The following is a 25,127-nucleotide window of genomic DNA, read 5'->3' as shown; positions in this document are numbered from 1 at the left end:
CCCTCCCGAGCCGTGTGATGCTCGAGGGCGTGACCCACGACGAACCCGCCCCCGAGCACCGCCGCCCCGAGGGCGTCACCGACGCCACCGTCGAGGCCCTCGGCAAGCTGTCCGCCGCCCTCGACCACGTCGAGGACGCCCGCGGTCATCTCTACGCCTTCCACCGCCTGATGGGCAGCGCCGAGAGCACCCTGGAGGAGGCGACCGCGATGGTCCGCGACGCCGGCCACGACGACATCGCCGATGCCCTGGACCGCGGCGTGCTCGGTCGCAACCCGCTGCCGGGCATGTGGTCCTTCCAGATGGTGGAGGCCTTCGACGACGGCTTCTACGCCGAGGCCAAGGGCATCCAGCAGCGCGCCATCGACGAACTGATGGACGGACGGCGCCACGTCTTCGAGGCCGAGATGAAGGAGCTGCGCCGCACCCGCGGACGCGAGGGACACGAGGCGACGCCGGACGACGCCGACGGCACCGTCTGACGCCCTCGCGTCCGGCCCTCAGTGCCCGGCCGGGAGGACGTGCGCGTCGGCGCCCGGGAAGACGAGGCCCTCGTGCCCGTCGCCCCACCGCACGACGTACGGCGGCGCGCCGTCCTCGCCCCGCACCTCGAGGATCTCGCCCTGCCGACGCGGCGCGTCGACCTTGTTGCTCTCGGCGACCAGGCTGTCGCCCACCTGAGCGTGCATCACACCCACCTGCCTCTTGTCTGCCTCGCGGGCAGCCCCGAGCGGGCGTCCGCCTCCTCCCACGATGCTCCGCCGGGGACGCCACCACAAGGGTCCTTCAGCCCGGTTCCGCCAACGCCGCGCGGACGTCCTCCCCCGGGCCTACTCTCAGGCATGGCGTTCAGGCAACGGCGCGACGGACGGTACGTCGACGACCTGCCTGCGCTCCGGCGGATCGTGCCCTACCTGATGCGCACGCGCATCGGGTCACAGGTCTTCTTCCCGCAGCGGATCGAGGTCGACGGGCTGCTCGCGTGGCTCGAGGAGACCAATGCCGGGCGCCCCCACGAGGAGCGGGTCACCCTCTTCCACGTCTTCCTGGCCGCCATCGCCCGGACCCTGCGGCTGCGGCCGGAGATGAACCGCTTCGTCGCCGGCCGGCGCACCTACGAGCACACCGACATCAGCATCTCCTTCGTCGTCAAGCAGGGGATGCGGGACGACGCCCCGGAGTCCGAGGCCCGGCTGGTCTTCACCGGTCGCGAGAGCGTCGACGACGTACGCCGCCTCGTCGACGCCGGTGTGCACGGCAAGCGCGAGCACGAGCGTGGCGGGGACGACCGGCTGGTCGACTTCTTCGCGTCGTGGCCGCGTCCGGTCCTCAACGGCATCGCCGGGTCGATCCGCTGGCTCGACTACCACAACCTGATGCCCGCGGCCCTGACCGGCGCGATCCCGCTCTACACCAGCGTGTACGTCGTCAACACCGGCTCGATCGGGGTGGCTCCGCCCTTCCACCACCTCTACGAGCCCGGCTCGGCGAGCATCTTCGTCGCCATCGGCCGGGTCGCCCCGCAGCCGGTCGTCGACGACGGCGGGCAGGTCGTCGCGCGCACCTGCGTCGACCTCGTCTACACCCTCGACGAGCGGGCCTCGGACGGCTTCTACTTCGCCCGGACGGCCGAGGTGTTCCGCCGGCTCGTCTCGGAGCCTGCACTCCTGGCGGACCCCGACCTCACCGTCGACGACCTCGTCCCGGTATGGCCACCTCCTCGCTGAGTGGACCGTCCTCGCTGCTGCTGACCCGCGGCCCCGGGCTGGTCGGGCTGCTCGTCGAGATCGGCATCGTCGCGGTCGCGCTGGTCGCGAACCTGGCCGTCCGCTGGCTGACCCTCGACGACCTGGCGCTCGCGGTGTCGCACGCCCACGACCTGCTGGCCCTCGAGGAGGCGTGGGGCCTGGACTGGGAGCACGCCGCCCAGGACGCGGTCCGCGCCGTGCCGTGGCTGGGCACGTTCGGCGCGTGGTTCTACGTGTGGGGCTACCTGCCGGTCGTGGCGCTGGCCCTGGTCGTGCTCTACGTCCGGCACCCCCCGGCGTACGCGCGCCTGCGCAACGCCCTGCTCGCCGGCGGGCTGGTCGGGCTCGCCGTCTACCTCCTCTACCCGCTGGCACCGCCGCGGCTGACGGACCTGGGGTACGCCGACCCGATCGCGTCCAGCCTCGTCGAGCCGTCCGCGCGGCCGGTGGGCATCGCCAACGAGATCGCGGCGATGCCGAGCTTCCACGTGGGCTACCTCGTCGTGGTGTCGGTCGTGGTCCTCGGCGTGACCGACTCGGCGCTCGTGCGTGCCTGGTGCGTCCTGCACCCGCTGCTGATGGCCTGGGTCGTGGTCGCCACCGGCAACCACTGGGTGCTCGACCTCCCGGCGGGGGTGGCGGTCGCCGTCCTCGGCCTGTGGGTGGCCGACCGGATCGCACGCACCGGTGACGAACCGCCCGCCGGCCGCTAGCGTGCGAGGCATGCGTCGAGCACTCTTCGTGCGGGTCAACCGGGTTGCCAACTGGGTCGTACGCCGCATCGGCCTGCGTCGCTTCCGCGGCGGCGACCTGCTCTACCTGACGACCACCGGGCGCAAGAGCGGGCAACAGCGGACGACGCCGGCGCTCTACCTGCGCGACGAGGGCCGCTGGATCGTGGTCGCGTCCAACGGCGGCGCCGACTGGGAGCCCGGCTGGTGGCTCAACCTGCGCTCCGGCTCCCCCGCGTCCGTCGAGGTGGACGGGCTGACCACCGCCGTCACCGGCGTCGAGGTGGACGGCCCCGAGCGCGAGCGCCTGTGGGCGCGGCTCAACGAGATGTTCGACTTCGACGCCTACCAGGCCAAGGTCTCGCGGCGGATCGCCGTCGTGGCGCTCACGCCCGCCGACTGACTGGCATCACGGCGCCCGGTTACCTCGCGCGTCCTCCTGCGCGACGAGCTCCTCGAGGTCCTTCAACCGGTCCAGCCCGTTGACCGCCCTCGCCATCCGGTGGTTGCCGGCGAAATCCTCGCGGTGCCGGTCGAGGAACCACCAGTAGCCCGCCGTGAACGGGCAGGCGTCGTCGCCCACCCGCACCTTGGGGTTGAAGCGGCACGACCCGCAGTGGTCGCTCATCGTGTTGATGTAGGCGCCACCGGACGTGTAGGGCTTGGTCGCCATCACCCCGCCGTCCGCGTGCTGCGACATCCCGACCACGTTGGGCACCATCACCCAGTCGTAGCCGTCGACGAACGCCCGGTGGAACCAGTCGGTCACCTGCGTCGGCGCCCACCCGCGCTGGAGGGCGTAGGAGCCGAGCACCATCAGCCGCGGGATGTGGTGGACCCAGCCGTGCTCGGCGACCTGGTCGAGGGTGTGGGACAGGCAGCGGGCGTCGGTCGCCTTGCCATCGAGATCGGCGAACCACTGCGGCATCTTCTGCTGCGCGCGCAGCGCGTTCTGCCGGCGGTAGTCGTCACCCTGGTGCCAGTAGAGGTGCCAGACGTAGTCGCGCCACCCGATGACCTGCCGCACGAAGCCCTCGACGCTCGCGATCGGCGCCGCCCCGCTGCGGTATGCCGCCTCCGCGCGCTCGGCGACCTCGAGCGGGTCGAGGAGCCCGAGGTTCATCGGGGCGCTGACGAGGCTGTGCGCCATCCAGGGGTCGCCCTCGAGGATCGCGTCCTCGTGCGCACCGAAGTCGGGCAACCGGTGCTCGACGAAGTGGTCCAGCGCGGCCAGCGCCTCCCGCCGCGTCGCGGCGAAGCGTCGTACGCCGTCGCGGCCGATGAACGCCACGTCGCCGTCGCGCTCCCACCGGTCCAGGTCCTCGCGCACCTCCGCGTCGATGTCGTCCTCGGTCGGCCACCACGGCTCGGTGACGCCGAGGGTGGTCGCGCCCTTGGGCGGCGGCTGGCGGTTGTCGTGGTCGAAGTTCCACTGGCCGCCGGCCGGCTCGCCGCCGTCCATGAGGACCCCGTGGGCCTGCCGGGCCCGCCGGTAGAAGTCCTCCATGAGCAGCCGCTTGGCCCCCCGGCCGGCGGCCCACCGCTGGAAGTCCGCGCGTGGGGTCGCGAAGCCGCGCGGCTCCAGGACGGTGGCGCCCAGCCGCTCGACCAGGCCCAGCGCGGCGTACGACGTGGGGTGCACGACCTCCACGTCGTCGTGCTGCAGGACCGCCTCGGCGTACGTGTCGGCGCGGACGTAGGTGAGCCGGTCGCCGAAGTCGGCCGCGCGGTGCCGCATCGCGCTGAGCACGAAGTGTGCCTTGGCGCGGTGGAAGCGCCGCCGCTGGAAGACGGCCTTGGACTCCACCATCAGCAGCGGGCCGCGGTGGTCGTCGGTGAAGTGCGGCCCGAGCTGGTCGCCGAAGAGCCACCGCGTCGTCATGGCGCCACCCTAGGCACGCCCTCCTCGACGGCTGAGGTGCGAACGAGGGGCCAGCCTCAGCCGAGGTCCCCCATGTCGAGCGTGAAGCGGTACCGCACGTCCCCCGCTGCGAGCCGAGCAAGAGCCGTGCCGACCTGGGCCGACGGGAGCACCTCGACGGCGGCCACGATCCCGTGCTCGCCGCAGAAGTCGAGCAGCTCCTGCGTCCGCGCGAGGCTTCCGCTGCCGGTCGACGCGAGGCGGCGGCGGGCACGGAGCAGGTCCATAGCGTCGACGCTCGCGGCGCCGAGGTAGCCGAGCGTGACGAGCGTGCCGTCGAGGTCGAGGGTCCTCAGGTAGGGCCCGAGGTCGTGCTGGGCCGGCGCGCAGTCGAGGACCAGGTCGAGGCTGTCGCCCGCCGCGGCCATGTCCGCCTCGTCCTTCGACACGACAACCCGGTGGGCGCCGAGCGCACGGGCGTCGTCCGCCTTGTCGGCGGTCCGCGTGAAGACGGTGACCTCGGCACCGAGCGCGACGGCGAGCTTGACCGCCAGGTGGCCGAGGCCCCCGAGCCCGACCACGCCGACCCGCGTGCCGGCCCCGACGTTCCAGCTCCGCAGCGGCTCCCACACCGTGATGCCGGCGCACATCAGCGGAGCGACGGCGGCGGGGTCGAGCCCGGCCGGGCGGTGGTAGACGAAGCTCTCGCGGACGACGTACGACGACGACCACCCGCCCAGCGTGGGCGTGCCGTCGATCCGGTCACGACCGCCATACGTGAGCGTCGGGAAGTCGACGCACATGTTCTCGTGGCCGGCCAGGCACATGCGGCACTCCCCGCAGGAGTCGACGATGTTGCCGACCGCGACCGGGTCACCGACCACGAAGCGCGTCACGTCCGGGCCGATGGCCGCGACCTCGCCGACGAACTCGTGGCCCGGCACGAGGGGCACGTCTCCGCGACCCTCCGCGGACCCGCCCAGCGCGTGCAGGTCGGTGTGGCAGACGCCGCAGTGCGTGATCCGGACCTCGACGTCGTCGGGTCGCAGCGCGCGGCGCTCGAAGTCGAAGCGCTCGACCTGCCCGGGGGTGGTCGTCGCGCGGTAGCCGGTGGCAAGGGTCATGGCCCCAGACGTACCACCACGTCCGAAACTGCTCTCGCCGATCCGCGCCAGAATCTTGCGGGAACCATTTCGGCCCCCCGGTGCGACAGTCGTGTCATGGAGGCCAACGGGGCACCGGAGGAGCGGGACGACACCGTCCTGCTCGCGATGGTGGCCCAGGGCGACACGGCGGCGCTCGAGGAGCTCTACCGTCGCCACTCGGCGTGGCTCTTCGCGCGACTGATGCGTCGCTGCAACGACTCCGACGTGGTCGTCGACGTCGTGCAGGACACCTTTGTCACCGTCTGGAAGGACGCTCGCCGGTACCGCGGCGCCGGGGAGGTCGCGGCCTGGCTGTGGGGGATCGCGTTCCGCCGGATGGTGTCGAGGCTGCGGTCGCGCAAGGACGTCGTGCTCCTCCCCGAGTGGGACACCTCAGGACTCGGCGGTCGCTCACCCGCTGCCGAGGACGAGGTCCTGCTCGGGGTGGAGTACGGCGACCTGGCCGGGGCCCTGCGCCGGCTCTCGCCCGAGTTCCGCTTGGTCGTCCAGGCGGTCGTCCTGGACGGGTTGACCACCAAGGAGGCCGGCCGGCTGCTCGGCGTCCGCGAGGGCACCGTCAAGACCCGGCTCCACCGGGCCCGCGCACAGCTGCGCGGCGCCCTCACCGACCCGCAGGAGGGATGGCGATGACGACCCACGTGTGGCACGCCGACGGCGACCTGCTCACGGCGTACGTCGACGGCGGCCTGGACGCGATCGAGGGCGCGTCGGTCGAGCAGCACCTCGCGCGGTGCGCCGACTGCCGGACGGCCATCACCCCGCTCGTCGACCCACCCCTGCTGGAGCTCGCCTGGGCGGGGGTCCGCGACGCCGTCGAGAGCCCGCCCCTGCCCCTCCCGATCCGGCTCGCGCGTCGGTGCGGGTTGTCCGAGCCGACGTCCGTCGTCCTCGCGGCGACCGCGTCGCTGCGTACGTCCTGGCTGGTCGGCGCGTTCGTCGCGCTGGCCTTCGCGACCCTCGCGGTCGGCGTCGCCGGCGACAACCTGCTGGCGCCGTTCCTCCTCGTCGCACCACTCGTCCCGGTACTCGGGGTCGCGGCCGCCTACGGCCCGCAGGAGGACCCGCTCGAGACGCTGGTCGTCACCGCGCCCTACGGCCGGACCCGGCTGATCCTCGTCCGCGCGCTCGCCGTGCTGGTCTCGGTGCTGCCGATCGCGGCCCTGTTGGGCCTGCTGCTCCCGGGACCCCCGTGGGTCGCGATCGCGTGGCTCGGTCCCGCGCTCGCGCTCGTGCCGGTCCTGCTCGCCCTCTCGAGCTACACCGGACCGCGCACCGGGGCCGCGCTCGTCACCCTCGCGTGGAGCGGCGTCGTCGTGGCGTCACTGCGGGGGCTCCCGTCAACCTGGCCGGTGGAGGCCACCCAGCAGGTCGTCTACCTCGTCCTGGCGGTCGTCTCGGTCGCCGTCCTCGTCGTCCGGTCGCGCCACGACCGACAGATCGGAGCGGTGCTGTGAACGCCGTCGTGCTCAACAACGTCACCAAGACCTACGGCCGCACCCGCGCGCTGGACGGGGTCGACCTCGCGTTCGGCCGAGGAGTCACGGGGCTCCTCGGTCCGAACGGGGCCGGCAAGACCACCCTGCTGCGGATCGTGGCCACCTCGATCGCCGCCGACAGCGGCGGGGTGCGGCTGGCCGGGCGTGACCCGCACGGCTCCCACCACGAGCTCACCGCGATCCGGCGCGAGCTGGGCTACCTGCCCCAGGAGCTGGGCTATCCCAGCGACATGACGGCCTTCGGCTTCGTGGAGTACGTCGCGGTCCTCAAGGAGTGGAACGACCGCTCGCGCCGGCACACGGAGGTACGTCGAGTGCTCGACCTCGTCGGCCTCGGCGACCTGTCCACCAAGCGGGTCGCCCGGCTCTCCGGCGGACAGCGTCGACGGGTGGCGCTGGCCCAGGCCTTGCTCGGGGAGCCACGGATCCTCGTGCTCGACGAGCCGACCACCGGGCTTGACCCGACCCAGCGTGCCGACCTGCGTCGTACCCTCTCGGTCATCGCCGGCCAGTGCGCCGTGCTGCTCTCCACCCACCAGACCGAGGACGTCGCCGCCCTGTGCGAGCGGGTCGTGGTCCTGGCCGGCGGCACCGTCCGCTTCGACGGGACCGTCACCGACCTGGTCGCCACCGCGGCCGGGCGGGTCTGGCTCTGCGACGGGCCGGGCCCCGACGCTCTGGTCAGCTGGCGCACCGGCACCGGACGCCACCACGTCGTCGGAGGGACGCCGCCGCCCGGCGCGATGCCCACCGAGCCGACCCTCGAGGACGCCTACCTGCTGATGCTCGGCCCGGAAGCGCACTCCGTGCGCGCCCCGGCCTAGGCCGACCCACCACACCCGGGAGCCACCATGATCGACACCGACACCACGCCCGACAGCTCCACCAGCCTCGTCGCCATGGCCGGCATCGAGACGCGCCGACTGGCGCGCAGCCCGATCTTCATCGGTGGCGTCGTCCTCGCCTTCGGCGTGCTGGCCCTGATGGTGGTCCTCAACGAGCACCCGGTCTACACCGACCTGCTGCCCACTCCGCTCATCGCGGCGTTCTTCATCGGGATGAGCAGCCTCATCGCGACGGCCCGGATCGTCCGGTCGACGGAGGCCGCGGTGGAGGCCGTCGGCACGACACCGGGCACCGAGGCCCAGCGCACGGCTGCCGTGGCCCTGGCCTGCCTGCTCCCCTTCACCGCCGGCCTGGTGTTCGTGCTCACCGTGGTCGCCGTCGGCCGCGCCGCCGGGGTCGCTCCGCAGGAGTGGTGGTTCGGCACGTTGCCCGACTGGCAGGTGTGGAGCATCCTGCTCGCGACCGGGCCGGTCGCGTGCCTCGGCGGCGGGTTGCTGGGCGTGCTGACCGGTAGGTGGCTGCACTTCCCGGGCGCCGCGTCCGTGGTCGTGGTCGCGGTGGTCCTGGTGAGCTTCGCCGGCTCGGTGCCGATCGCCCAGGGCGAGCACTCCGAGCTGCGCCTGTGGGTGCCGTGGCCGATGTGGCACTCGGGGACGCTGCTCGACGGGACGCAGTCGCTGTACGCCGGGAACCCGCTCGCCCACCTCGGCTACGCACTCTGCCTGTGCGCCGCCGCAGCGCTGGTCGCGATCTGGCACGACCGGACCGCGCGCACGACCGGCCTGCGGATCGCCATCGGTGCCGTTGTGGTCGTCGGGCTCGCCTGCCTGGTGCTGGGCATGACGACCGGCAACGCCGACAACCTCGTCTCCGACCCGATCCCGTTCCGCATCGGCTGATGGCCGCCCGCTGGTGGTACCTCCGCCGCGGCGTCGCCTGGCCCGCCCTCCTGGGCTGCTGCGCCGTCGCTCTGGTGCTCGCCGGGCTGCTGGGCCGGTGGCCGTCGTCGGTGCTGGTGCTGCTCCCGGCCGTGCTGGCCTGCTGCGCCGCGGCGGCGGGGTTCGTCTTCGACGAGGCGGCCGGCGCGGTCGTCGCGGTCACTCCGCGCGGTGCCGGCTGGCGGCGTACGACGCGGCTCGCGGTCGTGCTCGTCCCGCTGGTGGCATGGGTCGTCGTCGTGGTGGTCCGGCCCGGTGACCTGCCGCTCGACCGCGCCGGGTGGTGGCTGGTCGGGGGTGCGGCCATCGTGCTGAGCTCGGGGGTCGCCGCGTGGGGGTCGCGGCGAGCGGTCGACTCCCCCGGTCCGGCGCTGGCATCGGTGGTCGCGCTGGTCGTCCTGAGCCCCGTCGTGGTGACCGGGTTCGTCGGCTGGGACTCGGTCTACCCGCTGTCCGGGTTCAGCGCCGGGACGTGGGCCTTCTGGTTGGTGGTGGGCTCGGGCGGGATGGTCGCCTGGTGGGCCGCAGCCCGTCCCGGGATCCGGGCCTGAGTCCGATGGTCGGCCGGAATGGGTGGAAGAACCCATCCCCGCGCCGGACGAGATGGGTATCTCGCCCGACGCGGCCAAGGGCCGGCGCGACCTAGCGTCGCCACATGGACACCACGGACCGCACCACGGACATCGACACGGTCGTCATCGGCGCCGGCCAGGCCGGCCTGTCGACCGGTTACCACCTGCAACGGCGCGGGATCCCCTTCGTCATCCTCGACGCGGGCACCCGGGTCGGCGACAACTGGCGCCGGCAGTGGGACAGCCTCAAGCTCTACTCGCCGGCCCACGTCGACGGCCTCCCGGGCCTGCCGTTCCCCGCGCCCCGGTGGACCTTCCCGGGCAAGGATGCCGTGGGCGACTACCTCGAGACCTACGCCCGCACGTTCGACCTTCCGGTGCGGCTCGGGACGCGGGTCTACGCCCTCGACCGCGACGGTGACGGATACCTCGTCACGACCGACCGGGGCCGCTTCACCTGTCGCAACGTCGTCGTCGCGACCGGCACGTTCGGCAGGACCCCGCTCGTCCCGGACGTTGCGACGGAGCTCGACCCGGCCGTCCTGCAGCTGCACTCGAGCGAGTACCGGCGGCCCAGCCAGATCGGCGACGGCCCGGTGCTCGTGGTCGGCGCGAGCCACTCCGGCACCGACATCGCCTACGAGCTGGCGGAGACGCACCCGACGATCCTGGCCGGCCGCGACTGCGGCGAGATCCCTCCCCGGATCGGGTCCCGGCCGTTCCGGGCGGTCTTCCCCGTCCTGCTCTTCGTCTGGAAGCACGTCCTCACCCGACGGAGCCCGATGCGCAACAAGCTGAAGGAAGAGCTGCGCGGCCACGGCGGCCCGATGATCCGCGTCAAGCGACGGGACCTGCTCGCGCGCGGGGTCGAGCGGGTCACCAGCCGGGTCGAGGAGGTCCACGGCGGCCTGCCCGTGGTCGACGGGACCCCACGCGAAGTGAGCACCGTCGTGTGGGCGACCGGCTTCCGCCAGGTCTTCGACTGGATCCACCTGCCGATCCTCGGCGAGGACGGGTACCCGCGGGAGATCCGCGGCGTGGTCGCCGACGCACCCGGGCTGTTCTTCTGCGGCCTGTGCTTCCAGTACGCGTTCAGCTCGATGTTGCTGCCCGGCGCCGGCCGTGACGCCGCGTACGTCGCCGACCGGATCGCCGCCCGCTCCCGCAGGCTGGGGAAGCCCGCCGCGGGCCTGCCCACGGCCGCCTGAACCGCCGTACCCTCGACGTCGTGGATCAGGCCGCTGACCACTTCGCGCGCGGCGACTGGAAGGCCGCGTACGACGCGTGGTCCCGCAGCGGGCTGGACGGCCTCGGCGCCGCCGAGCTCGACCACTTCAGCACGGCCGCCGGACTCGTCGGCCACCACGACGAGCTGGTCCGGGCCCTGCAGCGGGCGTTCCTCGCCTTCCGGGACGAGGGCGACCTCCGCGGGGCGGCCCGGTGCGCCTTCCACCTGTCGATGAACACCGGCGACCACGGTGAGCACGCGCTGGCTGCCGGCTGGGCGGCAAGGGCGGCGGAGCTGGTCGACGAGATCGGCGAGGACTGCGTCGAGCGCGGCTGGATCGCCTTCCTGCGGATGTTCCGCGCCATCGGCGAGGGCGACTTCACGCGGGCGCAGACGCTGGCCGACGAGGCCAACGCCACGGGGCGCCGGTTCCACGACCCCGACCTGGTCGCGATGAGCACGTGCGCGCAGGGGCGCGTGGCCATCTACACGGGGCACTTCACCGAGGGGTTGGGTCACCTCGACGACTCGATGGTCCGGGTGGTCTCCGGCGAGCTCTCGTCCTTCATCGCCGGCCACGTCTACTGCACCGCCATCGAGGGCTGCCAGGAGATCGGCGAGTTCGGCCGCGTCGCCGAGTGGACGGCCGCCCTCGAGCGCTGGTGCGACACCCAGCCGGGGCTGCTCGCCTTCACCGGCCAGTGCGCCGTCCACCGCGGCCAGCTGCTGCGGCTGCGGGGTGCGTGGGACGACGCGCTGCGCGAGTACTCCCTGGCCGCCGAGCGCTACCTCGAGCTCGGCACGACCGGCGCCATCGGCCTCACCGCCGTCGAGACGGGCGACGTGCTCCGACTGCGCGGGGACCTCGACGGCGCCGACGCGGCGTACCAGCGGGCCGCCGACCTCGGTGTCGACCCACAGCCGGGCCTGGCCCTGCTCTGGCTGGCCAGCGGCCGGGGCACCGCCGCGCTCGGGGCAGTCAACCGACTGCTCGCCGAGCCCGGCGGACCGGTCCAGCGGTGCCACCTGCTGCCGGCTGCCGTCGACGTGCTGCTCGACGTCGGTGAGGTCGACCGCGCCCGACCGCTGGCCGTCGAGCTGTCGTCGTTGGCGACCTCGATCGGCTCCCTGACCCTCACCGCGGCCGCCGCGACGGCTCTCGGTGCGGTGGAGCTCGACTCGGGTGACGCCGCCGGCGCCCTCCCCTACCTGCGCCGGGCCCACCAGCAGTGGACGCAGGCGTCCTCGCCGTACGACGCCGCGGTCGCGCGGCTGCTGTCCGGCCGCTGCCTGCTGGCGCTGGCGGACCCGTCCTCGGCCGACCGTGAGCTGACCGCTGCCCGCGCGACCTTCCGCCGACTGGGAGCCGTCCCGATGGCCGAGCTCGCCTCATCCCTCCTCGCCCCCGCGTCACCACCCGGCGGCCTCACCGCCCGCGAGGTCGAGGTGTTGCGGCTCGTGGCGACAGGACGCAGCAACCCCCAGGTCGCGGCGGAGCTGGTGCTGAGCGAGAAGACGGTCGCGCGACACCTGTCCAACATCTTCGGAAAGCTCGACGTCGGATCGCGGACCGCGGCCGCGGCGTACGCCTTCGAGCACGGGTTGGTCTGAGCAGAGCTCTGGCCACCGGGCCGTTACGGGTGTAGGCAGGGACGGTGAGGGCCGCAGCCCCCACGTCCGCCCGTGGAGGAGATGGATCATGGCTGCACTCGAAACCGACCAGCTGCTCAAGGAGCTCGAGCCTGTCGTCGCCGACAACCTCGACCGGCACATGGCCATCGCGGACGAGTGGATGCCACACGAGTACGTGCCGTGGAGCCTCGGGCGGGACTTCGCCGACCTCGGTGGCGACCCGTGGGAGGTCGCGCAGTCGCAGCTCTCCCCCGTCGCCCGGACGGCGCTCGAGGTCAACCTGCTGACCGAGGACAACCTGCCGAGCTACCACCGGGAGATCGACCGGGCCTTCGGCAGTGACAGCGCCTGGGGCACGTGGGTCAACCGGTGGACGGCCGAGGAGGGGCGGCACGCGTTCTGCATCCGCGACTACCTGCTCGTCACGCGCGGTGTCGATCCCGTCGAGCTCGAGCGGGCCCGGATGGAGACGATGGAGACGGGCTACGAGGCGACGGAGAAGTCCGTGCTCAACGTCTGCGCCTACGTGTCGTTCCAGGAGCTGGCCACCCGGGTCTCGCACCGCAACACCGGGCGCTACACCGAGGAGCCGATCGCGGAGAAGCTTCTCGCGCGGGTCGCCAAGGACGAGAACCTGCACATGATCTTCTACCGCAACATCGTCACCGCGGCGCTGGAGATGGCACCCAGCCAGACAATGCGCGCGATCACCGAGGAGGTCGTCGGCTTCGAGATGCCCGGCAGCATCATCCCGGGCTTCTCCCGCAAGGCGGTGGCGATGGCCAAGGCCGGCATATACGACCTGCGCATCCACCACGACGACATCGTGTCCCCGTTGCTGCGGCAGTGGGGCGTCTGGGACATCGAGGGCCTCGACGAGGACGGGGAGAAGGCGCGCGACGAGCTCGCCGCCGCGGTCTCCGCGCTCGACGGGGAGGCCACTCGCTTCGTCGAGCGGCGGGCCGAGGCCGCGGCCAAGAAGGCAGCCCGCCTGGCCTGACCTACCTCGCCGGATCCGCCGGTAGAGCCCTCGGTGGTTGAGGTGTGAGCGAAGCGAGCCTCGAAACCCCACCCCCTCCTTCGTCGCCGTGCGCACCCGAGGACGATGGAGTGAAGCGCGACTGCCGTGGCGCGCACCCGACTCGGAGGAGCCTTCATGGACGGCACGTACGACGCGCAGGCAGGGACCAGGTTCCCGACGACGAAGTGGCGCGAGGGGTACGACGTCGCGTCGGTCGACGAGTTCGTGGCTCGTGCCGAGCGGGCGGTGAGCTTCCGCGACGGGTCGGTGCGCTCCGAGGACGTGGAGCAGGTCCGGTTCGCACCGGTGCGGTGGCGTACGGGTTACGACATGGACGCCGTCGACACCCACCTGGAGCAGCTCGCGAGCCAGCTGAAGGGCATCGAGTCCTAGGTCTGGCCGGGAGCAGGACCTACGTCAGCGAACGCCCTGCGAGCGCCAGTAGGCGTTGAGGGCCCCGTTGGTCTTGACGAACCAGACGATCAGGCCGACGCCGAAGAACCACCCGAGCAGCAGCACCCACAGCCCAGTCGCCCCACTGACAGGTGCGCGCATCCCGCGACGCTCGTAGAGCCCGCCGACCTCGCTCGACGAGATGAACGGCATCACGATGCCGACGAAGATCGCGAGCACCAGGGCGAGCCCGCCGCCCAGTCCGGTGTTGGTGTGGCGCTTCATCTCCTCGTGGGTCTTGAAGTACCAGATCCAGGAGTAGATCCCGAGCGTCACGATCGTGAGGGCGATGCAGGCACCGGTGCTGCGGACCTGTCCGAGCGGGGCACCGTGGATCGGCATGCCGTACGCCGCGGGCGCCTGCGCGCCGTACGGGACCGGGGCCGTGGCCTGGGTCTGGGCCTGCTGCGGGAGCCACTGCTGACCGTCGGCGGTCTCGGTGCGCGGCTCGTTGTTCTCGATCATGGATCCCCCGTGGGTGCGTGACTGGTGGTGATGGCTGGCGCAACGTACCCGCCGTCCACCCGCTGCGTCCCGGGTTCGGTCAGGTCCGCCCTGACGGCCGCACCCGGTTGTCCACAGATCCGGATTGCCGGGTTTCGCAGCCGGCTCCCGACGGGAAGAGTCGACCCCAGTCGTACTCGTCCGGCTGACGCCGGCTCCATCTCGGGAGACACGATGAACATCAGGCTCGACCCTGCCCAGCTGTCGATCGGCGCCGACGCCGTCGAGGCGCGGGCAGCCGACATGGCGACCCGTCGCGCCCGGATCGAGGCCTCGGTCGACGCCCTCCTCGCGTCCTGGCACGGCGACGCCGCCGACCGGTTCGCCGGGCTGTGGGCGGAGTGGCGCACGGGCGCGGACGGCGTGATCGCCGGCCTGGCAGCGAGTGCCGTCGCGTTGCGCGCCGCCCGGGACGACGTCTCGTTGGCGGACGCCTCGTCGTCGGAGACCCACGACCGCCTCGCGGGGAGGCTCGGATGACGGCGTACGACGTGGACGTCGACGAGCTGGCGGCCGTCATCGCTGCGATGGACTCGTGCGGGCGCGAGCTCGCCGACCTGGCGGCGGACGTCGAGTCTGCGCACGTGGGCATGCACGCGGACTGGACGGGCCTGGCCAGCGACTCGCACTCGACCTCTCACGCCTTGTGGCGCACGTCGTTCACCGAGATGGAGACCACGCTCGCGGGCCTCCGCTCGGTGGGAGACACGGCGCGTGCGAACTACTCGGCCGCGGTGGAGGCCAACCTCTCGATGTGGGAGCGGGTCCGATGAGGATCGCCGTCGAAACCGGCGGCTTCACCTCGGCCGCCGACGCGTGTCGCACCGGCAACCAGATCTCCGCGCTGCAGTGCGAGTCGCTGGCCGGCAAGCTCGGCGGGTACGCCGGGATGGCCGGCGACGACGCGACCAGCGCCGACTTCGCGGCGTCGTACGACGAGGGCGCGCGGCAGGCGCTCGACACCCTGGCAGAGCTGACCCACGCCTACATCGGCCTCGGGCGACTGCTGACCGCAACCGGGACGAACCACCGCGACGCCGAGGCCGCCTCCGCGGCGGTGTCCGCCTACAGCGGCGGCTCGCTCGACGAGGACGACTACGTCCGCGTCTCCCCCGCCTCGCCGCCGTCGTGCCTCGGTGCCAATCCGGTGTCCCTCGGCACCGTCGAGACGTTCATCCTCGACCACATCGAGGGCTTCGTCTGGCCGGGAGCCGACACAGACCTCCTGCTCGACGCGGCCGCCACGTGGCGACGGGCCGGCGCGGGCGTGGCCGACCTCGAGTCGCACTGCGACATCGCTGCCGGGTTCCTCGAGCACCAGGTCTCCCCCGAGATCCCCCTCGCCCTCTCCGCGCTCGCCGAGCTGCGGTCGCTGATCGGCGACACCGCCGACGCACTGGTCTCCGTGGGCACGTCCTGCGAGGAGTACGCCGATGCAGTGCGCGACACGCACGACCGCACCCGTGCGCTGCTCACCGAGATCGGCCAGATGGTCGTCGAAGGAGCCGTCATCTCCGCCATCGTCGGCGGGATCACCGGCGGCCTCGGCGCCGGCGCCGCCGGGTCGGCGGCACTGGCGAGGATCGGTGCCCAGGCGCCGCGGTTCCACGCGCTGCTCGTCGGGCTGCGGGCCACCGGCACCGCCACGGCCGGGCGGCTGCGGACCGCTGGTGACGGGCTGCGGACCGTCCGGACTCGGGTGGAGAAGTTCGCGCGCGTGCCCGCGCGTGGCGAGCGCGGGTCCATGAAGGTGCCGGGCGGTTGGGGTGGCGCTCGAGGCATTCCTGCTCGCCCCCGACCAGACGTGACAGACGAGAAGTTGAACAACTACGTCAGCAACCTGTTCAAGGGGACCAAGAACGACAGCCGCGTCGGTGACGGGACCACCATGGACGCGATACGCGCTGAGTCAGCAACCGGCGAAGCCACGCACGGTCGGATGCACGCGATCAAAGGACGCGAGACCTTGCGAGGATTGGAACGCTGGCTACGTCAGAATCCCGATGCATCCGGGCCCGACCGACAGGTGGCCGAGTCGCTCATCAACGAACTCAAGGACGTGTTGACCCCATGACCCCCTCTGAATCGCTCATGCACGATCTCGTGTCCGCCTTTCCTGAGCTCCGCCCACTGCTCGTTGAGCACTTGGAGGAGCAGGAGGACGAGCTACTGCCCTACCTGCTCATGGCTGACATCGAGAGGTGGGCTGAGGGTGAGTCGAAGACGGACCCGGAACACGTGGCAAAACTGACGACCTGGCTTGAGGCACGGTTCAACTCCGGTGACGACACCCTCAAGGACCTGATCGGCGTCGGCTTCGTGGAAATGGTTCCGCACACACCGACCGGAGATCCCATCTTGGGTCGACTGGGCCCCTCCCTTCGCCAGGTCGCGAATGACATGGGCCTGTTCCAACCCGCAAGCGAAGTTTGACCGCGCCTCGACGCGTCGTGATGACTTCAGGAGAAGGACCCGTTGGGCCTGTGGCAGATATGGACAACCTCAAGCACCTCATCAGCGCCTACTTCTACGAGCTCTGGAACGAGCACGAGTACTCGTCCTGGCAAGACGCGGTTGACGACTTCGTCCGACGCTCTCCGGAACGAGCAGCGATCGTCCCCAGCGAGATAACGAACTTCCTGGCTGGAGACCGCAGCGACGAAGACCTCGCAGAGCAGCTCGCCCGATGGGGTTTAGACGCTCAGACACCGGACGGCGAACGCGCATGGCTGTCAGGCGTGCGCGACCGCATCACCAGTGACCTGGCGTCGGAGCCGGCTTAGAGCCCCAACCGCCGCGCCACGTCGTCGCCACCGACCCGGCGCACGGTGTCCGGGTCACCCACGACCACGAGCACGTCCGTGGCCCGCGACATCCCGACGTACAACCGCTCCCGTGCGCGGTCGCGCGCACCGTCCTCGTTGAGGCACAGCACGACGGCACGCCTCTCGAGGCCCTTGCAGCCGAGGACGTGACCGTAGAAGACGTCGTCGTCCCAGTACGTGCCCCAGTAGCCCTCCTGGTCGTGGAAGGCCGTGCGCTCCACCTGGATCGGGTGGCGGTGGCCCGTGGTGAGCAGGGCGATGTTGCGCGGCTCCCAGCCCTGGTCGAGCAGCGCTTCCACCTCGTCATCGGCGGCACCAACGGAGACGTCCAGGGTGGACTCCACGAACCGGACGGCAGGTCCGTCGCCTCCCCGCGAGTACATGCGGCTCGGAGCCAGCGGGCCGAATGACTCGTGGATCTGCTTGGTGTTGCGGAGGTTGTGGTCGAGGACCAGCGGGACGAGCGCGACGGGAGGACGTCCGAAGCGCGCGAAGATCCGCTGGTTCTCGTCGGAGTAGACGAAGAGCCCACCCTCCTCCTCGTCGCGAAGCGACCGGAGCACCGGGGTCCACCACGAGTCGGCGAAGTCCTGCGCCTCGTCGACGATCACGGCGTCGTACTTCTTGCCGTCGGGGAGCGCGGCGGCCAGCTCCGCCATCTCCGCGGGGAGCCGCTCCTCCCAGAACTCGCTGTCCGAGCGGTCTCCGTCGGCGGCACCCCACTGCTTGCCGAACGCATGGAACGTCCCGACGAAGGCCGGTCGGTGGCGACGGTCCCACGTGGCGACCTGTCGCTTGAGGTGCTCGGCCAGCCCGATCGAGTAGCAGAGCAGCGCGACCCGCTGCGCCGACCGCCCCTGCCCACCGCGGGTGAGCTCCTTGGCCTGCTGGAGAGCGAGCACGGTCTTGCCGCTGCCGGCACCGCCGCGCACCTCGACCCGGGGCAGCAGACGCGTGACCCGCAGGATCGTGGCCTGCTCCATCGTCAACCGGTCGAACGTGGCCGCACGGTCGTCGGACTCGGCGTTCACGTCGTACGGCGCCGCGAAGCGCCCCGTGAGGATGTCGGCGATGACCTCGACGTCGTCGTGGGTCGGGGGCCGCTGACCGTGGAGCATGCCCCACGCGTTGTCGCGGACCCGCTCCCCGAACGCCGCGAGGTCGTCCTTGTCGTGCAGGGCCCAGCGCGGCAGCTCGGGCACCGTGAAGTCCCCGGCGAATCCGGCGTACGGCGTGACGAGCCCGTGGCCCCATCCGACGCGACGTGCTGCCCCACCGTCCGGGTGCTGCTCGACGTACCTCCTGAGCGCGTGCTTGGCGTCGCGGACCTGGTCGACCGGTCGGATCTGCTTGTGCACGCCCTGGCGCTGGATCCACCACGTGTGCCCCTCGGCATCGTCGGGCTTCACGTGGGTGCTGCCGCCCTTGACCTCGAGGACGAGGATCCCGACGTCGGGCATCAGGACCACCAGGTCGGCCTCGAAATCTTTGTCCGCATCCGTGAGCCGGAGGTTGGCGAGCAGCACGTCGTCGGGGCCGAGGGTGTCGCGCAGCCTCTCCCAGGCCAGCTCCTCGGACGTCGTCTGGAAGGTCGGCGACTCAGGGATCAGGCGAGGCATGGGCACACCCTCACATCCGTCCGGCGTCCGCGGGAGCGAATCGACCGGGTCACCGTCCGGAGCCGCACTCGTCCTCCTCGAAGAGCGCCAACTGGTCGAGCTGCACCTTGCGGACGGGCGCGTCCACGAGGAGACGCAGCGCGGCGCGCATGCGCGAGGTGAGCTCGCGGAGGTACTCCTGCCGCGCCCGTGCCACCTGCTCGGCACGGCCGCGCCCCTCGTCGCGGGCGGCGCGCGCCTTGGCGCGCGTCTCCCGCCGACGTTGCTCGTTGATGCGCACCGCCTTGAGCAGCAGACCGGTGTCGTTGTCGAAGATGCGGGCCATCGTGGCCGGTCCGACGGAGCCTCGCTGCCCGCGCTCCAGCTCGACCATCACGCCGTACGCCGTCGCGAAGCGGCCCGTGGGCGGTCGGCGGCCCGTCGTGTCGGCGGGCTGGCGGGTCGACTGCTCGTCCATGCAGCGTCCGCCGACGCGGGTCACCAGGTCGCTGGCCCACCGGTCCACCTGCGTGGTGAGCCGCTCGATCTCGAGACGCAGCTGCGCGGGGACGACCACGGACGCATCCAGCTCGCGGTAGACGCTGATCTGGCCGTCACGCAGCGAGAAGGACAGCCCGAGCTCGCGCTGGTTGAGGAGGTTGACCTCTACGAGCGCGCGGGTCTCGTCGACGACGTCGCCGACCAGAGGTGCGTGCACGAGGATCCGCGGCAGGTGTGCACCGACGGTCACCCAGACAACGCCGCGCACGGTGTCGAGCGGGAGGTCCCCGTCGTCGTCCCACTGCGGTCGATCTTCCTGCAATCCGCGCACCGCCAGGTCGACGACGGCCCGGACATCGTCTGGGCCGTCGGGGTGGACGGCATCGTCGCGGTGGTCTGAGTCGCCGGCCCGCGGCTTCGGCAGGATGACGCGCGGCTGGACCTCGGCGGCCTCAGGCTCGTCGAGCAGTCCGTCGGCGGACAGGTACGTCGGGTGCAGCACGGCGTACACCTCGCGCAGGGCCCGGACGATCATCACGGCCGCGCGATCGGCGTCGCGCTGCTCGAGGTCGATCCAGTAGTTGCTCGACTCGTCCGCGCTCTCCTGCGGATCGTCGTACGACGGAGCGTCGAACCCGATGGCCACCACGGCCTCGTGCTGGTGCTCGTCCAGCAGGTACGCGTCGGCCAGGTACACGTTGCTCGCGGCCTCGACTCGCATCCAGCCGGCGCCAGCCAGTGCCTGACAGTAGGGGGCCGTCCCGAGCTCGACCTCGTCCGGCACCTCGATGAGGAACGGCTCGTCGTCCCCCAGCCCGGCCAGCCGATCAGCCAGCCTCTGGCGGAACTTCCGCCAGGCCGTCTCCACCGCGTCGTCCCAGCGACGCTCCAGCTCTCCACTCATCTCGACCCCGATCCGGGCCGCCCCCGCGACCCTGCCCTGCCGAATCTAGGGACGACCACCGACGCCGCACGGCGGTCGGTCTAGACCGAGGCGCGTGCACTCACGATCAGCTCAGAGGCTGCGCAAGCGTGCACCCCCGCTCTTACTCGCAGCGGACCGCGCTCGGTCGCGATCGATGACCTCCTCATAAGGCAGCGGCGGATAGTCGAGGTACCGGGGATCCGCCGGGCGCAGGACTTCCTGAGTGATCACGTTGTCGTTCACCCGGATCGTGAACAGCTGCTTGTTGTCCCGCCGACACCCGATGACGAGTCCCTCCAGGTGGTGGTCGAACGTGAAGTCCTTGAAGACCTCCTCCTCTGACATGGACGCTTCGGCACCCGGCACCAGAAAGTGGTGGATGAGGTGGTCCAGCCATCGCACGGGGTCGTAGATCTTCTCCTCGCCGTCCAGCGACAGGCAGCAGCCGTCCCAGCAGGAAACCCACCGGCACCACAGTCCCGGCTGGCCCGCGGGTGGCGTCGAGTAGTCGCGCGTGCTGCGCGCCGGCTCGTCGACGTACGGGTTCGACGGGACGTAGTAGGGACCCTTGCCCCGGTCGTACCGCCGCGTGAGGCTGAAGGCGGACAGGTAGGCGCGCTCGGCCTCGTTGAGGCCCGGGTCGATGTCGATGTGTCCGAGGAAGTCGGTCGTGTATCCCATCCCCACAGAGAAGGCGGAGAGCTCAAAGCCCGCCACACACCTCGCCGTACCTGTGGACACCGTGCGCCCTGGACCGCCCTGTGCGCGAACGGTGGCCCACCAGAGCCCTGTGGATGACGAGATGCGAGGCCTGCCCGGCCCTCGCATCCTGAGGGCATGGACATCGACGCCTACTTCGCCAGTCACGAGCTGCGGGACCCGCAGGCACTCCTCGATCAGATCGCAGCCACGCATCCCCTCACCGAGGGACGGGTGCTCCTCGCCCTGGTGCACCAGCCCGCCCGTCAGCAGAGGCTGCTCGCCGTCGACGAGCTCTCACCGCTGCCCCCCGACATCGACGAGGAGCATCGCGGGCGTTCCGACCTCCTCTACGAGAGGGTCTGGCGTCTCCCCATCCCGCCTCGCTCGGACACGTCGGCCTCCATCCTCGTGACCGTGATCGTGCGATCGGGCACGAACGGGTGGGGCGAGGAGGAAATCCGTTGGGCGACGGGGTGGCGCTACAGCAACCACAACTCCGACGCCCTCGACCGAGACCTCATCGTCGTCACCCCGCACGGCTGGTCGTCGTTGTGGTCGAAGTCCGGCGGACACGAGCCGACCATGGTGGCCGCGTGAGCATCCTCCTTGGCGGACCCAGAGCGGGAGGGCACCATGGTGGACATGACCGTCCTTCCGCAGAGTCGGCCGCTGACCGCGGATGACCTCGCCACGGTGCCCGACGACGGGCATCGCTACGAGCTGGTCGACGGGACCCTCATCGTGACGCCCGCACCGTCGACGCGGCACCAACGCGCGGTGGCCCGGCTGCTGAAGGCCCTGCTGGACGCGGCTCCCGAGCACCTGGAAGTGCTGACCGCGCCGTACGACGTCCGGCTGGCCGACGACACGGTGCTGCAGCCGGACGTGCTGGTGTGCAGGCGTGCCGACCTGACGGAGAGCAACCTGCCGACCGCCCCGCTGCTTGCCGTGGAGGTGCTGTCGCCCTCCACCCGACTGGTGGACCTCACCCTCAAGCACGGTCGGTACGAAGCTGCCGGCTGCCCGTCCTACTGGGTGGTGGACCCCGACGAGCCTTCCCTGCGGGCATGGGAGCTGCGCGACGGTGCCTACGTGGGGACCGCCACAGCCATCGGCAGCGAGGAGTTCTCGGCGACACTCCCCTGCCTGGTGTCGCTCGTTCCGGACGATCTCGTGCGCTGACCGCCCGCTATCCGCCCTGACGCTGCTGCCGCTTCCGCTGCTTCTCCTCTGTTGACGCAGGCTGCTCGGTCGGCGCCGGATCGGCCGGGGCCATCTGCTCCACCAACTGCTCGCTCATCCAGACGCCGGCCTTCTGGAAACCGCCGCCCGCCAGCACCCCGACGAACACCACGCCGGCGAGCAGGGTCGTGAGCAACCGTGCGACCCCCCGCCTGCGACGCGGACGCGTCGTGGATCCCGACCCGCCCGAGGAGGACAGCGACCGAGTCGACCCCGCCTGCCGCACAGCACCCCTGCGCACCGCGTCGACGCAGCGCTGCACATCCTCGGCATCGAGCATGTGTTGCCGCGAGGTCAGCATCTCGCCCACGTTGGCCGTCGAGCAGACCATCACGTCGCGCGCCCACCCCGTCAGCGGCTCGTCGCGGACGAAGCACAGGACACCCATGCAGAGGTTCGGCACCGGCATCAGCGCCTGCACCGCGATCGCTGCCTCGGCGGCCGAGGCGACGGTCGGCTCTCGACGTCGCCCGTTCTGCATGAGCACCTGGTCGCGGACCTCGAGCCGTCCCGACCAGTTCTTGGCGTCGACGACGAACACACCACCCGGCCCTATGACGACGTGGTCCAGGTTGGCCCGCGGCCGTCCCGGCCACGCGAGATCGTGCAGCACGACCCAGCCGTCGGGTAGGGACTCGAGTGCGCGCGCGACCTCGACCTCACCCTGGGCGCCCCGCTCCCACAGCTCCGCCGACCGCTCGAGCCGAGCAGCCTTCTCCCGCTGCCGTCGCGCGACGTCGTACGCCGACTCCCCCGCCGCCATGTGCCTCACCCCCGGCCGTGAAGGCTAGACAACGACGGCGCTGCGCGCGGCAGAATCGGCCACGCGCCCGGGATGATGCGCGTCGTGCGCATCGGAACCTGGAACCTCGCTGGTCGCTGGTCCGACCACCACGGCGCCCTGCTCGAGGAGGCCGCGTGCGACGTCTGGCTGCTGACCGAGGTGAGCGAGCGCGTAGCCCTCGAGGGCTACCGACTGCATGCTTCACAGGCACCCATGACGACACGCCGCGACTGGGCCGCGGTCGTCAGCCGCCAGCCGCCAGCCGCCAGCCGATGAGCCCGCTGCCCGATCCACACCCGGCGAGCGCGGCCGCGCGCATCGGGACCACGACGTACGTCAGCTCGATCCTGCCGTGGAGAGGATGCGGCTCCGGCGCGCCCTGGGTCGGCGGGAACCATGCGTCCAGGACCGAGAACGCAGTCAGTGAGCTCGTGTCCAACGTCGCGGGCGCGCGGCCGCTGGTCTGGGGCGGGGACTGGAACCACGCCCTGACCGGGCGGGAGTACGCCGGCTCGCAGGGCGGGCGTCGCGCCGTCCTGGCAGCGCTCGACACCCTCGGGCTCGAGGCTCCGACCGCGACGCTGCCGCACGCCATCGAGGACCTGCTCAGCATCGACCACGTCGCGGTGCCGCTCGGAATCGAGGCGACCGCGTCGAGGGTCTCGGCCCAGTGCGACGGCAAGCGCCTGTCCGACCACGACGCCTACGTGCTCGACGTCGAGGTCTGACTCTCCGTCCTCAGTCAGCAGGGACCTCGTCGCCGACCTCCAGCGAGATCAACGTGGCGCCGATGTCCCGCAACCCCGACAGCACGCCGTACAGCTGCGCCTGATCGACCAGGCAGCCGGTCAGGACGGTCGTCCCGTCGGCACGACGAGTGATCGCGAGACCGCCGAGCCGCCCCGACCAGTGGTCGTCGAGATGGCCCGCGACCCGGATCGCGTACGTGCTCATGCCGCCGCGCCCTCGACGACGAGTGATCGCGCCGTACGACGACGCGCCGGCCGCCGGATCGCCCACTCCGCGACGGCGAGGTTGATGACCCACCCAGCCGCCTTCAGCAGGTCACCCCGGACCTCACCCGGGCCGAAGACAGCCTCACCGAAGCCCTGGGTGAACACCTGCGTGCCGGCCGCCACGGCGATCGCGTAGGCCCGGATCATCCAGGCCCGGTGGGCAGCGAAGTCTCGGCGCCGAGCGGAGGCGACCCCGACGACGAGGCACCCGATCATCGCCGCCCCGACGACGAGGCGCAGGACGAGGAGCAGTGGCCCGGTGCCGGGCTGCGGGTCGTAGAGGAGCGTCAGCCACAGGGCGGAGCCGGCGACGAGCAGGCCGGCCACCGCCAGCACCCGGCCCGCCCGCCGGTGCCAGCCGGGATGTGTACGACGGATCCGCGGCACGAACTGGAACGCGCCGACAAGCGCGAAGACCGCCGCTCCGACGATGTGCACCACCAGCGCCACCGGGAAGCCGGCCCACCGGTCGTCGGCCGGGATCACCTCGGGCCCTCCGGCCAGCTGCACCAGCCGCAGCGTTCCCGCGGCGAGAGGCACGGAGCAGAGCACGAGGAGCGCGACGGGCATCCGCCAGCCGGCAGCGGACTGGCTCATGACGCTGCGGGCTCGAGGACCGCACCGGCCGGCTCGGTCACGACGGAGTCACCGGAGTTGCGCCACAGGGAGACGCCGAGCCCGATCAGGGCGATGCCCTCGGGGACGGCGAAGGGGCGGTTGAACGCGTCCGGCAGCACGGCGAGCGCCGCCGTGGCGGTCGTACTGACGGCGAGCAGGACCGACGCCCAGCGGGCCAGGATGCGGGTGCGGAACAGCGCGATCCCGAAGATCAGCCCGCCGAGGATGTAGCCCGCACCGCTGACGTTGAGGACCACCTGCAGGCCACCGATGTCGCCGCTGGGGGTGCCGCCGGTGGCCGCCACCAGCACGTCCTGGACGTAGCCGGGGTCGGTGTCGAGCAGCGCCGGTAGGACCGTCGCGGCGATGACCTCGACGGCGAGGATCGTCAGGTAGCCGACGGCGAACACGCCGTACCCGACGAGTCCGAGGACCCCGGCCTGCCGGTGCTGACGCAGGTAGATGCCGGTGATGCCCGCGAGCGCGAGGACCGCCATCAGGATCTTGGCGCACGAGCGCAGGACCCATTCGGTGGTCTCGGTGTCGAAGGCCGTGATCGCGGGGTGGTTGACCTGGACGGCGATGAAGATTGCTCCGGCGGTCGCCGCGGCGGCGCCGGAGGCCTTGACGAGGCCGTTGCTGGTGACATTCATGATCGGCTCCTGGACTGGGGCCGGGCGGGGTGTCCGGCGATGTCCAGGACGCTAGGCAGCGACGTGG

Annotated in this window: 33 protein-coding genes; 22 read left to right on the top strand and 11 right to left on the bottom strand. The window is 71.7% G+C overall.

Features of this window, described 5'->3' with window-relative positions:
- The first annotated feature begins 29 nt into the window (after window positions 1–29).
- Window positions 30–482 carry a hypothetical protein gene (locus ASG88_RS12770; RefSeq protein ID WP_234410807.1) on the top strand — a complete coding sequence of 151 codons (453 nt, stop codon included), beginning with the start codon at window positions 30–32 and terminating at the stop codon, window positions 480–482.
- A gap of 18 nt (window positions 483–500) precedes the next feature.
- Here the strand turns inward: ASG88_RS12770 and ASG88_RS12765 are convergent, their stop codons facing one another.
- The gene (locus ASG88_RS12765) at window positions 501–689 is read right to left on the bottom strand and encodes a DUF1918 domain-containing protein (RefSeq protein WP_056887780.1); all 189 of its coding nucleotides are present in this window, start codon (window positions 687–689) and stop codon (window positions 501–503) included.
- Between the two features lie 153 nt (window positions 690–842).
- On the opposite strand from ASG88_RS12765, the gene ASG88_RS12760 reads away from it, so the two are divergent.
- From ASG88_RS12760 to ASG88_RS12750, 3 genes are read left to right on the top strand one after another with little or no spacing between them, the layout of a single operon-like run.
- Window positions 843–1,727, top strand: coding sequence for a 2-oxo acid dehydrogenase subunit E2 (locus tag ASG88_RS12760; protein WP_056887779.1), 885 nt, complete (start codon window positions 843–845; stop codon window positions 1,725–1,727).
- A complete protein-coding gene (locus tag ASG88_RS12755; protein WP_056887778.1) occupies window positions 1,709–2,461 on the top strand; it encodes a phosphatase PAP2 family protein in 753 nt (250 codons plus the stop codon). The genes ASG88_RS12760 and ASG88_RS12755 overlap by 19 nt, the downstream gene beginning before the upstream one ends.
- Before the next feature lie 10 nt (window positions 2,462–2,471).
- On the top strand, window positions 2,472–2,882 hold the full coding sequence (locus tag ASG88_RS12750) for a nitroreductase/quinone reductase family protein (protein ID WP_056887777.1): 411 nt from the start codon (window positions 2,472–2,474) through the stop codon (window positions 2,880–2,882).
- Between the two features lie 6 nt (window positions 2,883–2,888).
- On the opposite strand, the gene ASG88_RS12745 is transcribed toward ASG88_RS12750, so the two are convergent.
- Together ASG88_RS12745 and ASG88_RS12740 are read right to left on the bottom strand one after the other, a co-directional pair.
- Entirely contained in the window at window positions 2,889–4,361 is a 1,473-nt protein-coding gene (locus ASG88_RS12745) for a cryptochrome/photolyase family protein (protein ID WP_056887776.1), read from the bottom strand.
- A gap of 56 nt (window positions 4,362–4,417) precedes the next feature.
- Window positions 4,418–5,464 carry an NAD(P)-dependent alcohol dehydrogenase gene (locus ASG88_RS12740; RefSeq protein WP_056887775.1) on the bottom strand — a complete coding sequence of 349 codons (1,047 nt, stop codon included), beginning with the start codon at window positions 5,462–5,464 and terminating at the stop codon, window positions 4,418–4,420.
- A gap of 96 nt (window positions 5,465–5,560) precedes the next feature.
- Between ASG88_RS12740 and ASG88_RS12735 the strand changes: the two genes are divergently transcribed.
- The 9 genes from ASG88_RS12735 (at window position 5,561) to ASG88_RS12695 (ending at window position 13,632) form a co-directional block, all read left to right on the top strand.
- Complete coding sequence (locus ASG88_RS12735; RefSeq protein WP_056887774.1) at window positions 5,561–6,136, top strand: RNA polymerase sigma factor; 576 nt, start codon at window positions 5,561–5,563, stop codon at window positions 6,134–6,136.
- On the top strand, window positions 6,133–6,960 hold the full coding sequence (locus ASG88_RS12730; RefSeq protein ID WP_162259843.1) for a zf-HC2 domain-containing protein: 828 nt from the start codon (window positions 6,133–6,135) through the stop codon (window positions 6,958–6,960). Before ASG88_RS12735 ends, ASG88_RS12730 begins: the two co-directional genes overlap by 4 nt.
- A complete protein-coding gene (locus ASG88_RS12725; RefSeq protein WP_056887772.1) occupies window positions 6,957–7,826 on the top strand; it encodes an ATP-binding cassette domain-containing protein in 870 nt (289 codons plus the stop codon). Before ASG88_RS12730 ends, ASG88_RS12725 begins: the two co-directional genes overlap by 4 nt.
- Before the next feature lie 27 nt (window positions 7,827–7,853).
- On the top strand, window positions 7,854–8,747 hold the full coding sequence (locus ASG88_RS12720; protein ID WP_056887771.1) for a hypothetical protein: 894 nt from the start codon (window positions 7,854–7,856) through the stop codon (window positions 8,745–8,747).
- A complete protein-coding gene (locus tag ASG88_RS12715; protein ID WP_056887770.1) occupies window positions 8,747–9,337 on the top strand; it encodes a hypothetical protein in 591 nt (196 codons plus the stop codon). Before ASG88_RS12720 ends, ASG88_RS12715 begins: the two co-directional genes overlap by 1 nt.
- Before the next feature lie 104 nt (window positions 9,338–9,441).
- A complete protein-coding gene (locus tag ASG88_RS12710) occupies window positions 9,442–10,566 on the top strand; it encodes a flavin-containing monooxygenase (RefSeq protein ID WP_056887769.1) in 1,125 nt (374 codons plus the stop codon).
- A gap of 20 nt (window positions 10,567–10,586) precedes the next feature.
- On the top strand, window positions 10,587–12,197 hold the full coding sequence (locus tag ASG88_RS23830) for a helix-turn-helix transcriptional regulator (protein ID WP_235534833.1): 1,611 nt from the start codon (window positions 10,587–10,589) through the stop codon (window positions 12,195–12,197).
- 88 nt (window positions 12,198–12,285) lie between these two features.
- On the top strand, window positions 12,286–13,218 hold the full coding sequence (locus ASG88_RS12700; protein WP_056887767.1) for an acyl-ACP desaturase: 933 nt from the start codon (window positions 12,286–12,288) through the stop codon (window positions 13,216–13,218).
- A gap of 156 nt (window positions 13,219–13,374) precedes the next feature.
- Window positions 13,375–13,632 carry a DivIVA domain-containing protein gene (locus tag ASG88_RS12695; RefSeq protein ID WP_056887766.1) on the top strand — a complete coding sequence of 86 codons (258 nt, stop codon included), beginning with the start codon at window positions 13,375–13,377 and terminating at the stop codon, window positions 13,630–13,632.
- 24 nt (window positions 13,633–13,656) lie between these two features.
- Here the strand turns inward: ASG88_RS12695 and ASG88_RS12690 are convergent, their stop codons facing one another.
- Window positions 13,657–14,157, bottom strand: a complete 501-nt coding sequence (locus ASG88_RS12690) for a DUF4234 domain-containing protein (RefSeq protein WP_200956427.1) — start codon at window positions 14,155–14,157, stop codon at window positions 13,657–13,659.
- Window positions 14,158–14,370: 213 nt separating this feature from the next.
- Here ASG88_RS12690 and ASG88_RS23340 point away from each other — a divergent pair, with 213 nt between their 5' ends.
- From ASG88_RS23340 to ASG88_RS12665, 5 genes are read left to right on the top strand one after another with little or no spacing between them, the layout of a single operon-like run.
- On the top strand, window positions 14,371–14,676 hold the full coding sequence (locus tag ASG88_RS23340) for a WXG100 family type VII secretion target (RefSeq protein ID WP_056887765.1): 306 nt from the start codon (window positions 14,371–14,373) through the stop codon (window positions 14,674–14,676).
- Complete coding sequence (locus ASG88_RS12680) at window positions 14,673–14,969, top strand: WXG100 family type VII secretion target (RefSeq protein WP_056887764.1); 297 nt, start codon at window positions 14,673–14,675, stop codon at window positions 14,967–14,969. The genes ASG88_RS23340 and ASG88_RS12680 overlap by 4 nt, the downstream gene beginning before the upstream one ends.
- Window positions 14,966–16,270 (top strand): hypothetical protein, encoded by a 1,305-nt coding sequence (locus ASG88_RS12675; RefSeq protein WP_056887763.1) that lies wholly within the window; start codon window positions 14,966–14,968, stop codon window positions 16,268–16,270. The genes ASG88_RS12680 and ASG88_RS12675 overlap by 4 nt, the downstream gene beginning before the upstream one ends.
- Entirely contained in the window at window positions 16,267–16,629 is a 363-nt protein-coding gene (locus ASG88_RS12670; protein WP_056887762.1) for a hypothetical protein, read from the top strand. The genes ASG88_RS12675 and ASG88_RS12670 overlap by 4 nt, the downstream gene beginning before the upstream one ends.
- A gap of 59 nt (window positions 16,630–16,688) precedes the next feature.
- Window positions 16,689–16,979 (top strand): contact-dependent growth inhibition system immunity protein, encoded by a 291-nt coding sequence (locus ASG88_RS12665; protein WP_056887761.1) that lies wholly within the window; start codon window positions 16,689–16,691, stop codon window positions 16,977–16,979.
- Here the strand turns inward: ASG88_RS12665 and ASG88_RS12660 are convergent.
- The 3 genes from ASG88_RS12660 to ASG88_RS12650 form a co-directional block, all read right to left on the bottom strand.
- On the bottom strand, window positions 16,976–18,640 hold the full coding sequence (locus tag ASG88_RS12660; protein WP_056887760.1) for a nuclease-related domain-containing DEAD/DEAH box helicase: 1,665 nt from the start codon (window positions 18,638–18,640) through the stop codon (window positions 16,976–16,978). The genes ASG88_RS12665 and ASG88_RS12660 overlap by 4 nt on opposite strands.
- Before the next feature lie 49 nt (window positions 18,641–18,689).
- Window positions 18,690–20,024: a TY-Chap domain-containing protein gene (locus ASG88_RS12655; protein ID WP_056887759.1), complete on the bottom strand. Its 1,335-nt coding sequence runs from the start codon at window positions 20,022–20,024 to the stop codon at window positions 18,690–18,692.
- A 111-nt stretch (window positions 20,025–20,135) separates the two neighbouring features.
- Window positions 20,136–20,762, bottom strand: a complete 627-nt coding sequence (locus ASG88_RS12650; protein ID WP_235534832.1) for a hypothetical protein — start codon at window positions 20,760–20,762, stop codon at window positions 20,136–20,138.
- Window positions 20,763–20,882: 120 nt separating this feature from the next.
- Between ASG88_RS12650 and ASG88_RS12645 the strand changes: the two genes are divergently transcribed.
- Together ASG88_RS12645 and ASG88_RS12640 are read left to right on the top strand one after the other, a co-directional pair.
- Window positions 20,883–21,344, top strand: a complete 462-nt coding sequence (locus ASG88_RS12645; RefSeq protein WP_056887757.1) for a hypothetical protein — start codon at window positions 20,883–20,885, stop codon at window positions 21,342–21,344.
- Between the two features lie 36 nt (window positions 21,345–21,380).
- Window positions 21,381–21,929, top strand: a complete 549-nt coding sequence (locus ASG88_RS12640; RefSeq protein ID WP_056887756.1) for a Uma2 family endonuclease — start codon at window positions 21,381–21,383, stop codon at window positions 21,927–21,929.
- A gap of 7 nt (window positions 21,930–21,936) precedes the next feature.
- Here the strand turns inward: ASG88_RS12640 and ASG88_RS12635 are convergent, their stop codons facing one another.
- Window positions 21,937–22,752 (bottom strand): nuclease-related domain-containing protein, encoded by an 816-nt coding sequence (locus tag ASG88_RS12635; RefSeq protein WP_056887755.1) that lies wholly within the window; start codon window positions 22,750–22,752, stop codon window positions 21,937–21,939.
- Between the two features lie 84 nt (window positions 22,753–22,836).
- On the opposite strand from ASG88_RS12635, the gene ASG88_RS12630 reads away from it, so the two are divergent.
- Together ASG88_RS12630 and ASG88_RS12625 are read left to right on the top strand one after the other, a co-directional pair.
- Window positions 22,837–23,049, top strand: a complete 213-nt coding sequence (locus ASG88_RS12630; protein ID WP_157559710.1) for a hypothetical protein — start codon at window positions 22,837–22,839, stop codon at window positions 23,047–23,049.
- Window positions 23,046–23,501, top strand: a complete 456-nt coding sequence (locus ASG88_RS12625; RefSeq protein WP_157559709.1) for an endonuclease/exonuclease/phosphatase family protein — start codon at window positions 23,046–23,048, stop codon at window positions 23,499–23,501. Before ASG88_RS12630 ends, ASG88_RS12625 begins: the two co-directional genes overlap by 4 nt.
- Before the next feature lie 10 nt (window positions 23,502–23,511).
- Here ASG88_RS12625 and ASG88_RS12620 read toward each other — a convergent pair whose 3' ends face one another.
- The 3 genes from ASG88_RS12620 to ASG88_RS12610 are packed head-to-tail and all read right to left on the bottom strand — an operon-like array spanning window position 23,512 to window position 25,060.
- Entirely contained in the window at window positions 23,512–23,727 is a 216-nt protein-coding gene (locus tag ASG88_RS12620) for a hypothetical protein (protein WP_056887752.1), read from the bottom strand.
- Complete coding sequence (locus ASG88_RS12615) at window positions 23,724–24,386, bottom strand: DUF2306 domain-containing protein (protein WP_056887751.1); 663 nt, start codon at window positions 24,384–24,386, stop codon at window positions 23,724–23,726. The genes ASG88_RS12620 and ASG88_RS12615 overlap by 4 nt, the downstream gene beginning before the upstream one ends.
- Window positions 24,383–25,060 carry a hypothetical protein gene (locus ASG88_RS12610; protein ID WP_056887750.1) on the bottom strand — a complete coding sequence of 226 codons (678 nt, stop codon included), beginning with the start codon at window positions 25,058–25,060 and terminating at the stop codon, window positions 24,383–24,385. Before ASG88_RS12610 ends, ASG88_RS12615 begins: the two co-directional genes overlap by 4 nt.
- Between the last annotated feature and the right edge of the window lie 67 nt (window positions 25,061–25,127).

Origin of the sequence: Nocardioides sp. Soil777 (assembly GCF_001428425.1) — a bacterium.
Taxonomy (GTDB): Bacteria; Actinomycetota; Actinomycetes; order Propionibacteriales; family Nocardioidaceae; genus Nocardioides; species Nocardioides terrigena.
This window is presented reverse-complemented; position numbering and strand designations above follow the sequence as displayed.

Coding starts and splice junctions, on each gene's coding strand:
- ASG88_RS12700 (WP_056887767.1), top strand. CDS start 12,286: ATGGCTGCACTCGAAACCGACCAGCTGCTCAAGGAGCTCGAGCCTGTC.
- ASG88_RS12720 (WP_056887771.1), top strand. CDS start 7,854: ATGATCGACACCGACACCACGCCCGACAGCTCCACCAGCCTCGTCGCC.
- ASG88_RS12610 (WP_056887750.1), bottom strand. CDS start 25,060: ATGAATGTCACCAGCAACGGCCTCGTCAAGGCCTCCGGCGCCGCCGCG.
- ASG88_RS12690 (WP_200956427.1), bottom strand. CDS start 14,157: ATGATCGAGAACAACGAGCCGCGCACCGAGACCGCCGACGGTCAGCAG.
- ASG88_RS12760 (WP_056887779.1), top strand. CDS start 843: ATGGCGTTCAGGCAACGGCGCGACGGACGGTACGTCGACGACCTGCCT.
- ASG88_RS23340 (WP_056887765.1), top strand. CDS start 14,371: ATGAACATCAGGCTCGACCCTGCCCAGCTGTCGATCGGCGCCGACGCC.
- ASG88_RS12615 (WP_056887751.1), bottom strand. CDS start 24,386: ATGAGCCAGTCCGCTGCCGGCTGGCGGATGCCCGTCGCGCTCCTCGTG.
- ASG88_RS12710 (WP_056887769.1), top strand. CDS start 9,442: ATGGACACCACGGACCGCACCACGGACATCGACACGGTCGTCATCGGC.
- ASG88_RS12680 (WP_056887764.1), top strand. CDS start 14,673: ATGACGGCGTACGACGTGGACGTCGACGAGCTGGCGGCCGTCATCGCT.
- ASG88_RS12730 (WP_162259843.1), top strand. CDS start 6,133: ATGACGACCCACGTGTGGCACGCCGACGGCGACCTGCTCACGGCGTAC.
- ASG88_RS12635 (WP_056887755.1), bottom strand. CDS start 22,752: ATGGCGGCGGGGGAGTCGGCGTACGACGTCGCGCGACGGCAGCGGGAG.
- ASG88_RS12745 (WP_056887776.1), bottom strand. CDS start 4,361: ATGACGACGCGGTGGCTCTTCGGCGACCAGCTCGGGCCGCACTTCACC.
- ASG88_RS12670 (WP_056887762.1), top strand. CDS start 16,267: ATGACCCCCTCTGAATCGCTCATGCACGATCTCGTGTCCGCCTTTCCT.
- ASG88_RS12695 (WP_056887766.1), top strand. CDS start 13,375: ATGGACGGCACGTACGACGCGCAGGCAGGGACCAGGTTCCCGACGACG.
- ASG88_RS12665 (WP_056887761.1), top strand. CDS start 16,689: ATGGACAACCTCAAGCACCTCATCAGCGCCTACTTCTACGAGCTCTGG.
- ASG88_RS12715 (WP_056887770.1), top strand. CDS start 8,747: ATGGCCGCCCGCTGGTGGTACCTCCGCCGCGGCGTCGCCTGGCCCGCC.
- ASG88_RS12625 (WP_157559709.1), top strand. CDS start 23,046: ATGAGCCCGCTGCCCGATCCACACCCGGCGAGCGCGGCCGCGCGCATC.
- ASG88_RS12675 (WP_056887763.1), top strand. CDS start 14,966: ATGAGGATCGCCGTCGAAACCGGCGGCTTCACCTCGGCCGCCGACGCG.
- ASG88_RS12645 (WP_056887757.1), top strand. CDS start 20,883: ATGGACATCGACGCCTACTTCGCCAGTCACGAGCTGCGGGACCCGCAG.
- ASG88_RS12755 (WP_056887778.1), top strand. CDS start 1,709: ATGGCCACCTCCTCGCTGAGTGGACCGTCCTCGCTGCTGCTGACCCGC.
- ASG88_RS12660 (WP_056887760.1), bottom strand. CDS start 18,640: ATGCCTCGCCTGATCCCTGAGTCGCCGACCTTCCAGACGACGTCCGAG.
- ASG88_RS12740 (WP_056887775.1), bottom strand. CDS start 5,464: ATGACCCTTGCCACCGGCTACCGCGCGACGACCACCCCCGGGCAGGTC.
- ASG88_RS12735 (WP_056887774.1), top strand. CDS start 5,561: ATGGAGGCCAACGGGGCACCGGAGGAGCGGGACGACACCGTCCTGCTC.
- ASG88_RS12620 (WP_056887752.1), bottom strand. CDS start 23,727: ATGAGCACGTACGCGATCCGGGTCGCGGGCCATCTCGACGACCACTGG.
- ASG88_RS12765 (WP_056887780.1), bottom strand. CDS start 689: ATGCACGCTCAGGTGGGCGACAGCCTGGTCGCCGAGAGCAACAAGGTC.
- ASG88_RS12750 (WP_056887777.1), top strand. CDS start 2,472: ATGCGTCGAGCACTCTTCGTGCGGGTCAACCGGGTTGCCAACTGGGTC.
- ASG88_RS12640 (WP_056887756.1), top strand. CDS start 21,381: ATGGTGGACATGACCGTCCTTCCGCAGAGTCGGCCGCTGACCGCGGAT.
- ASG88_RS12655 (WP_056887759.1), bottom strand. CDS start 20,024: ATGAGTGGAGAGCTGGAGCGTCGCTGGGACGACGCGGTGGAGACGGCC.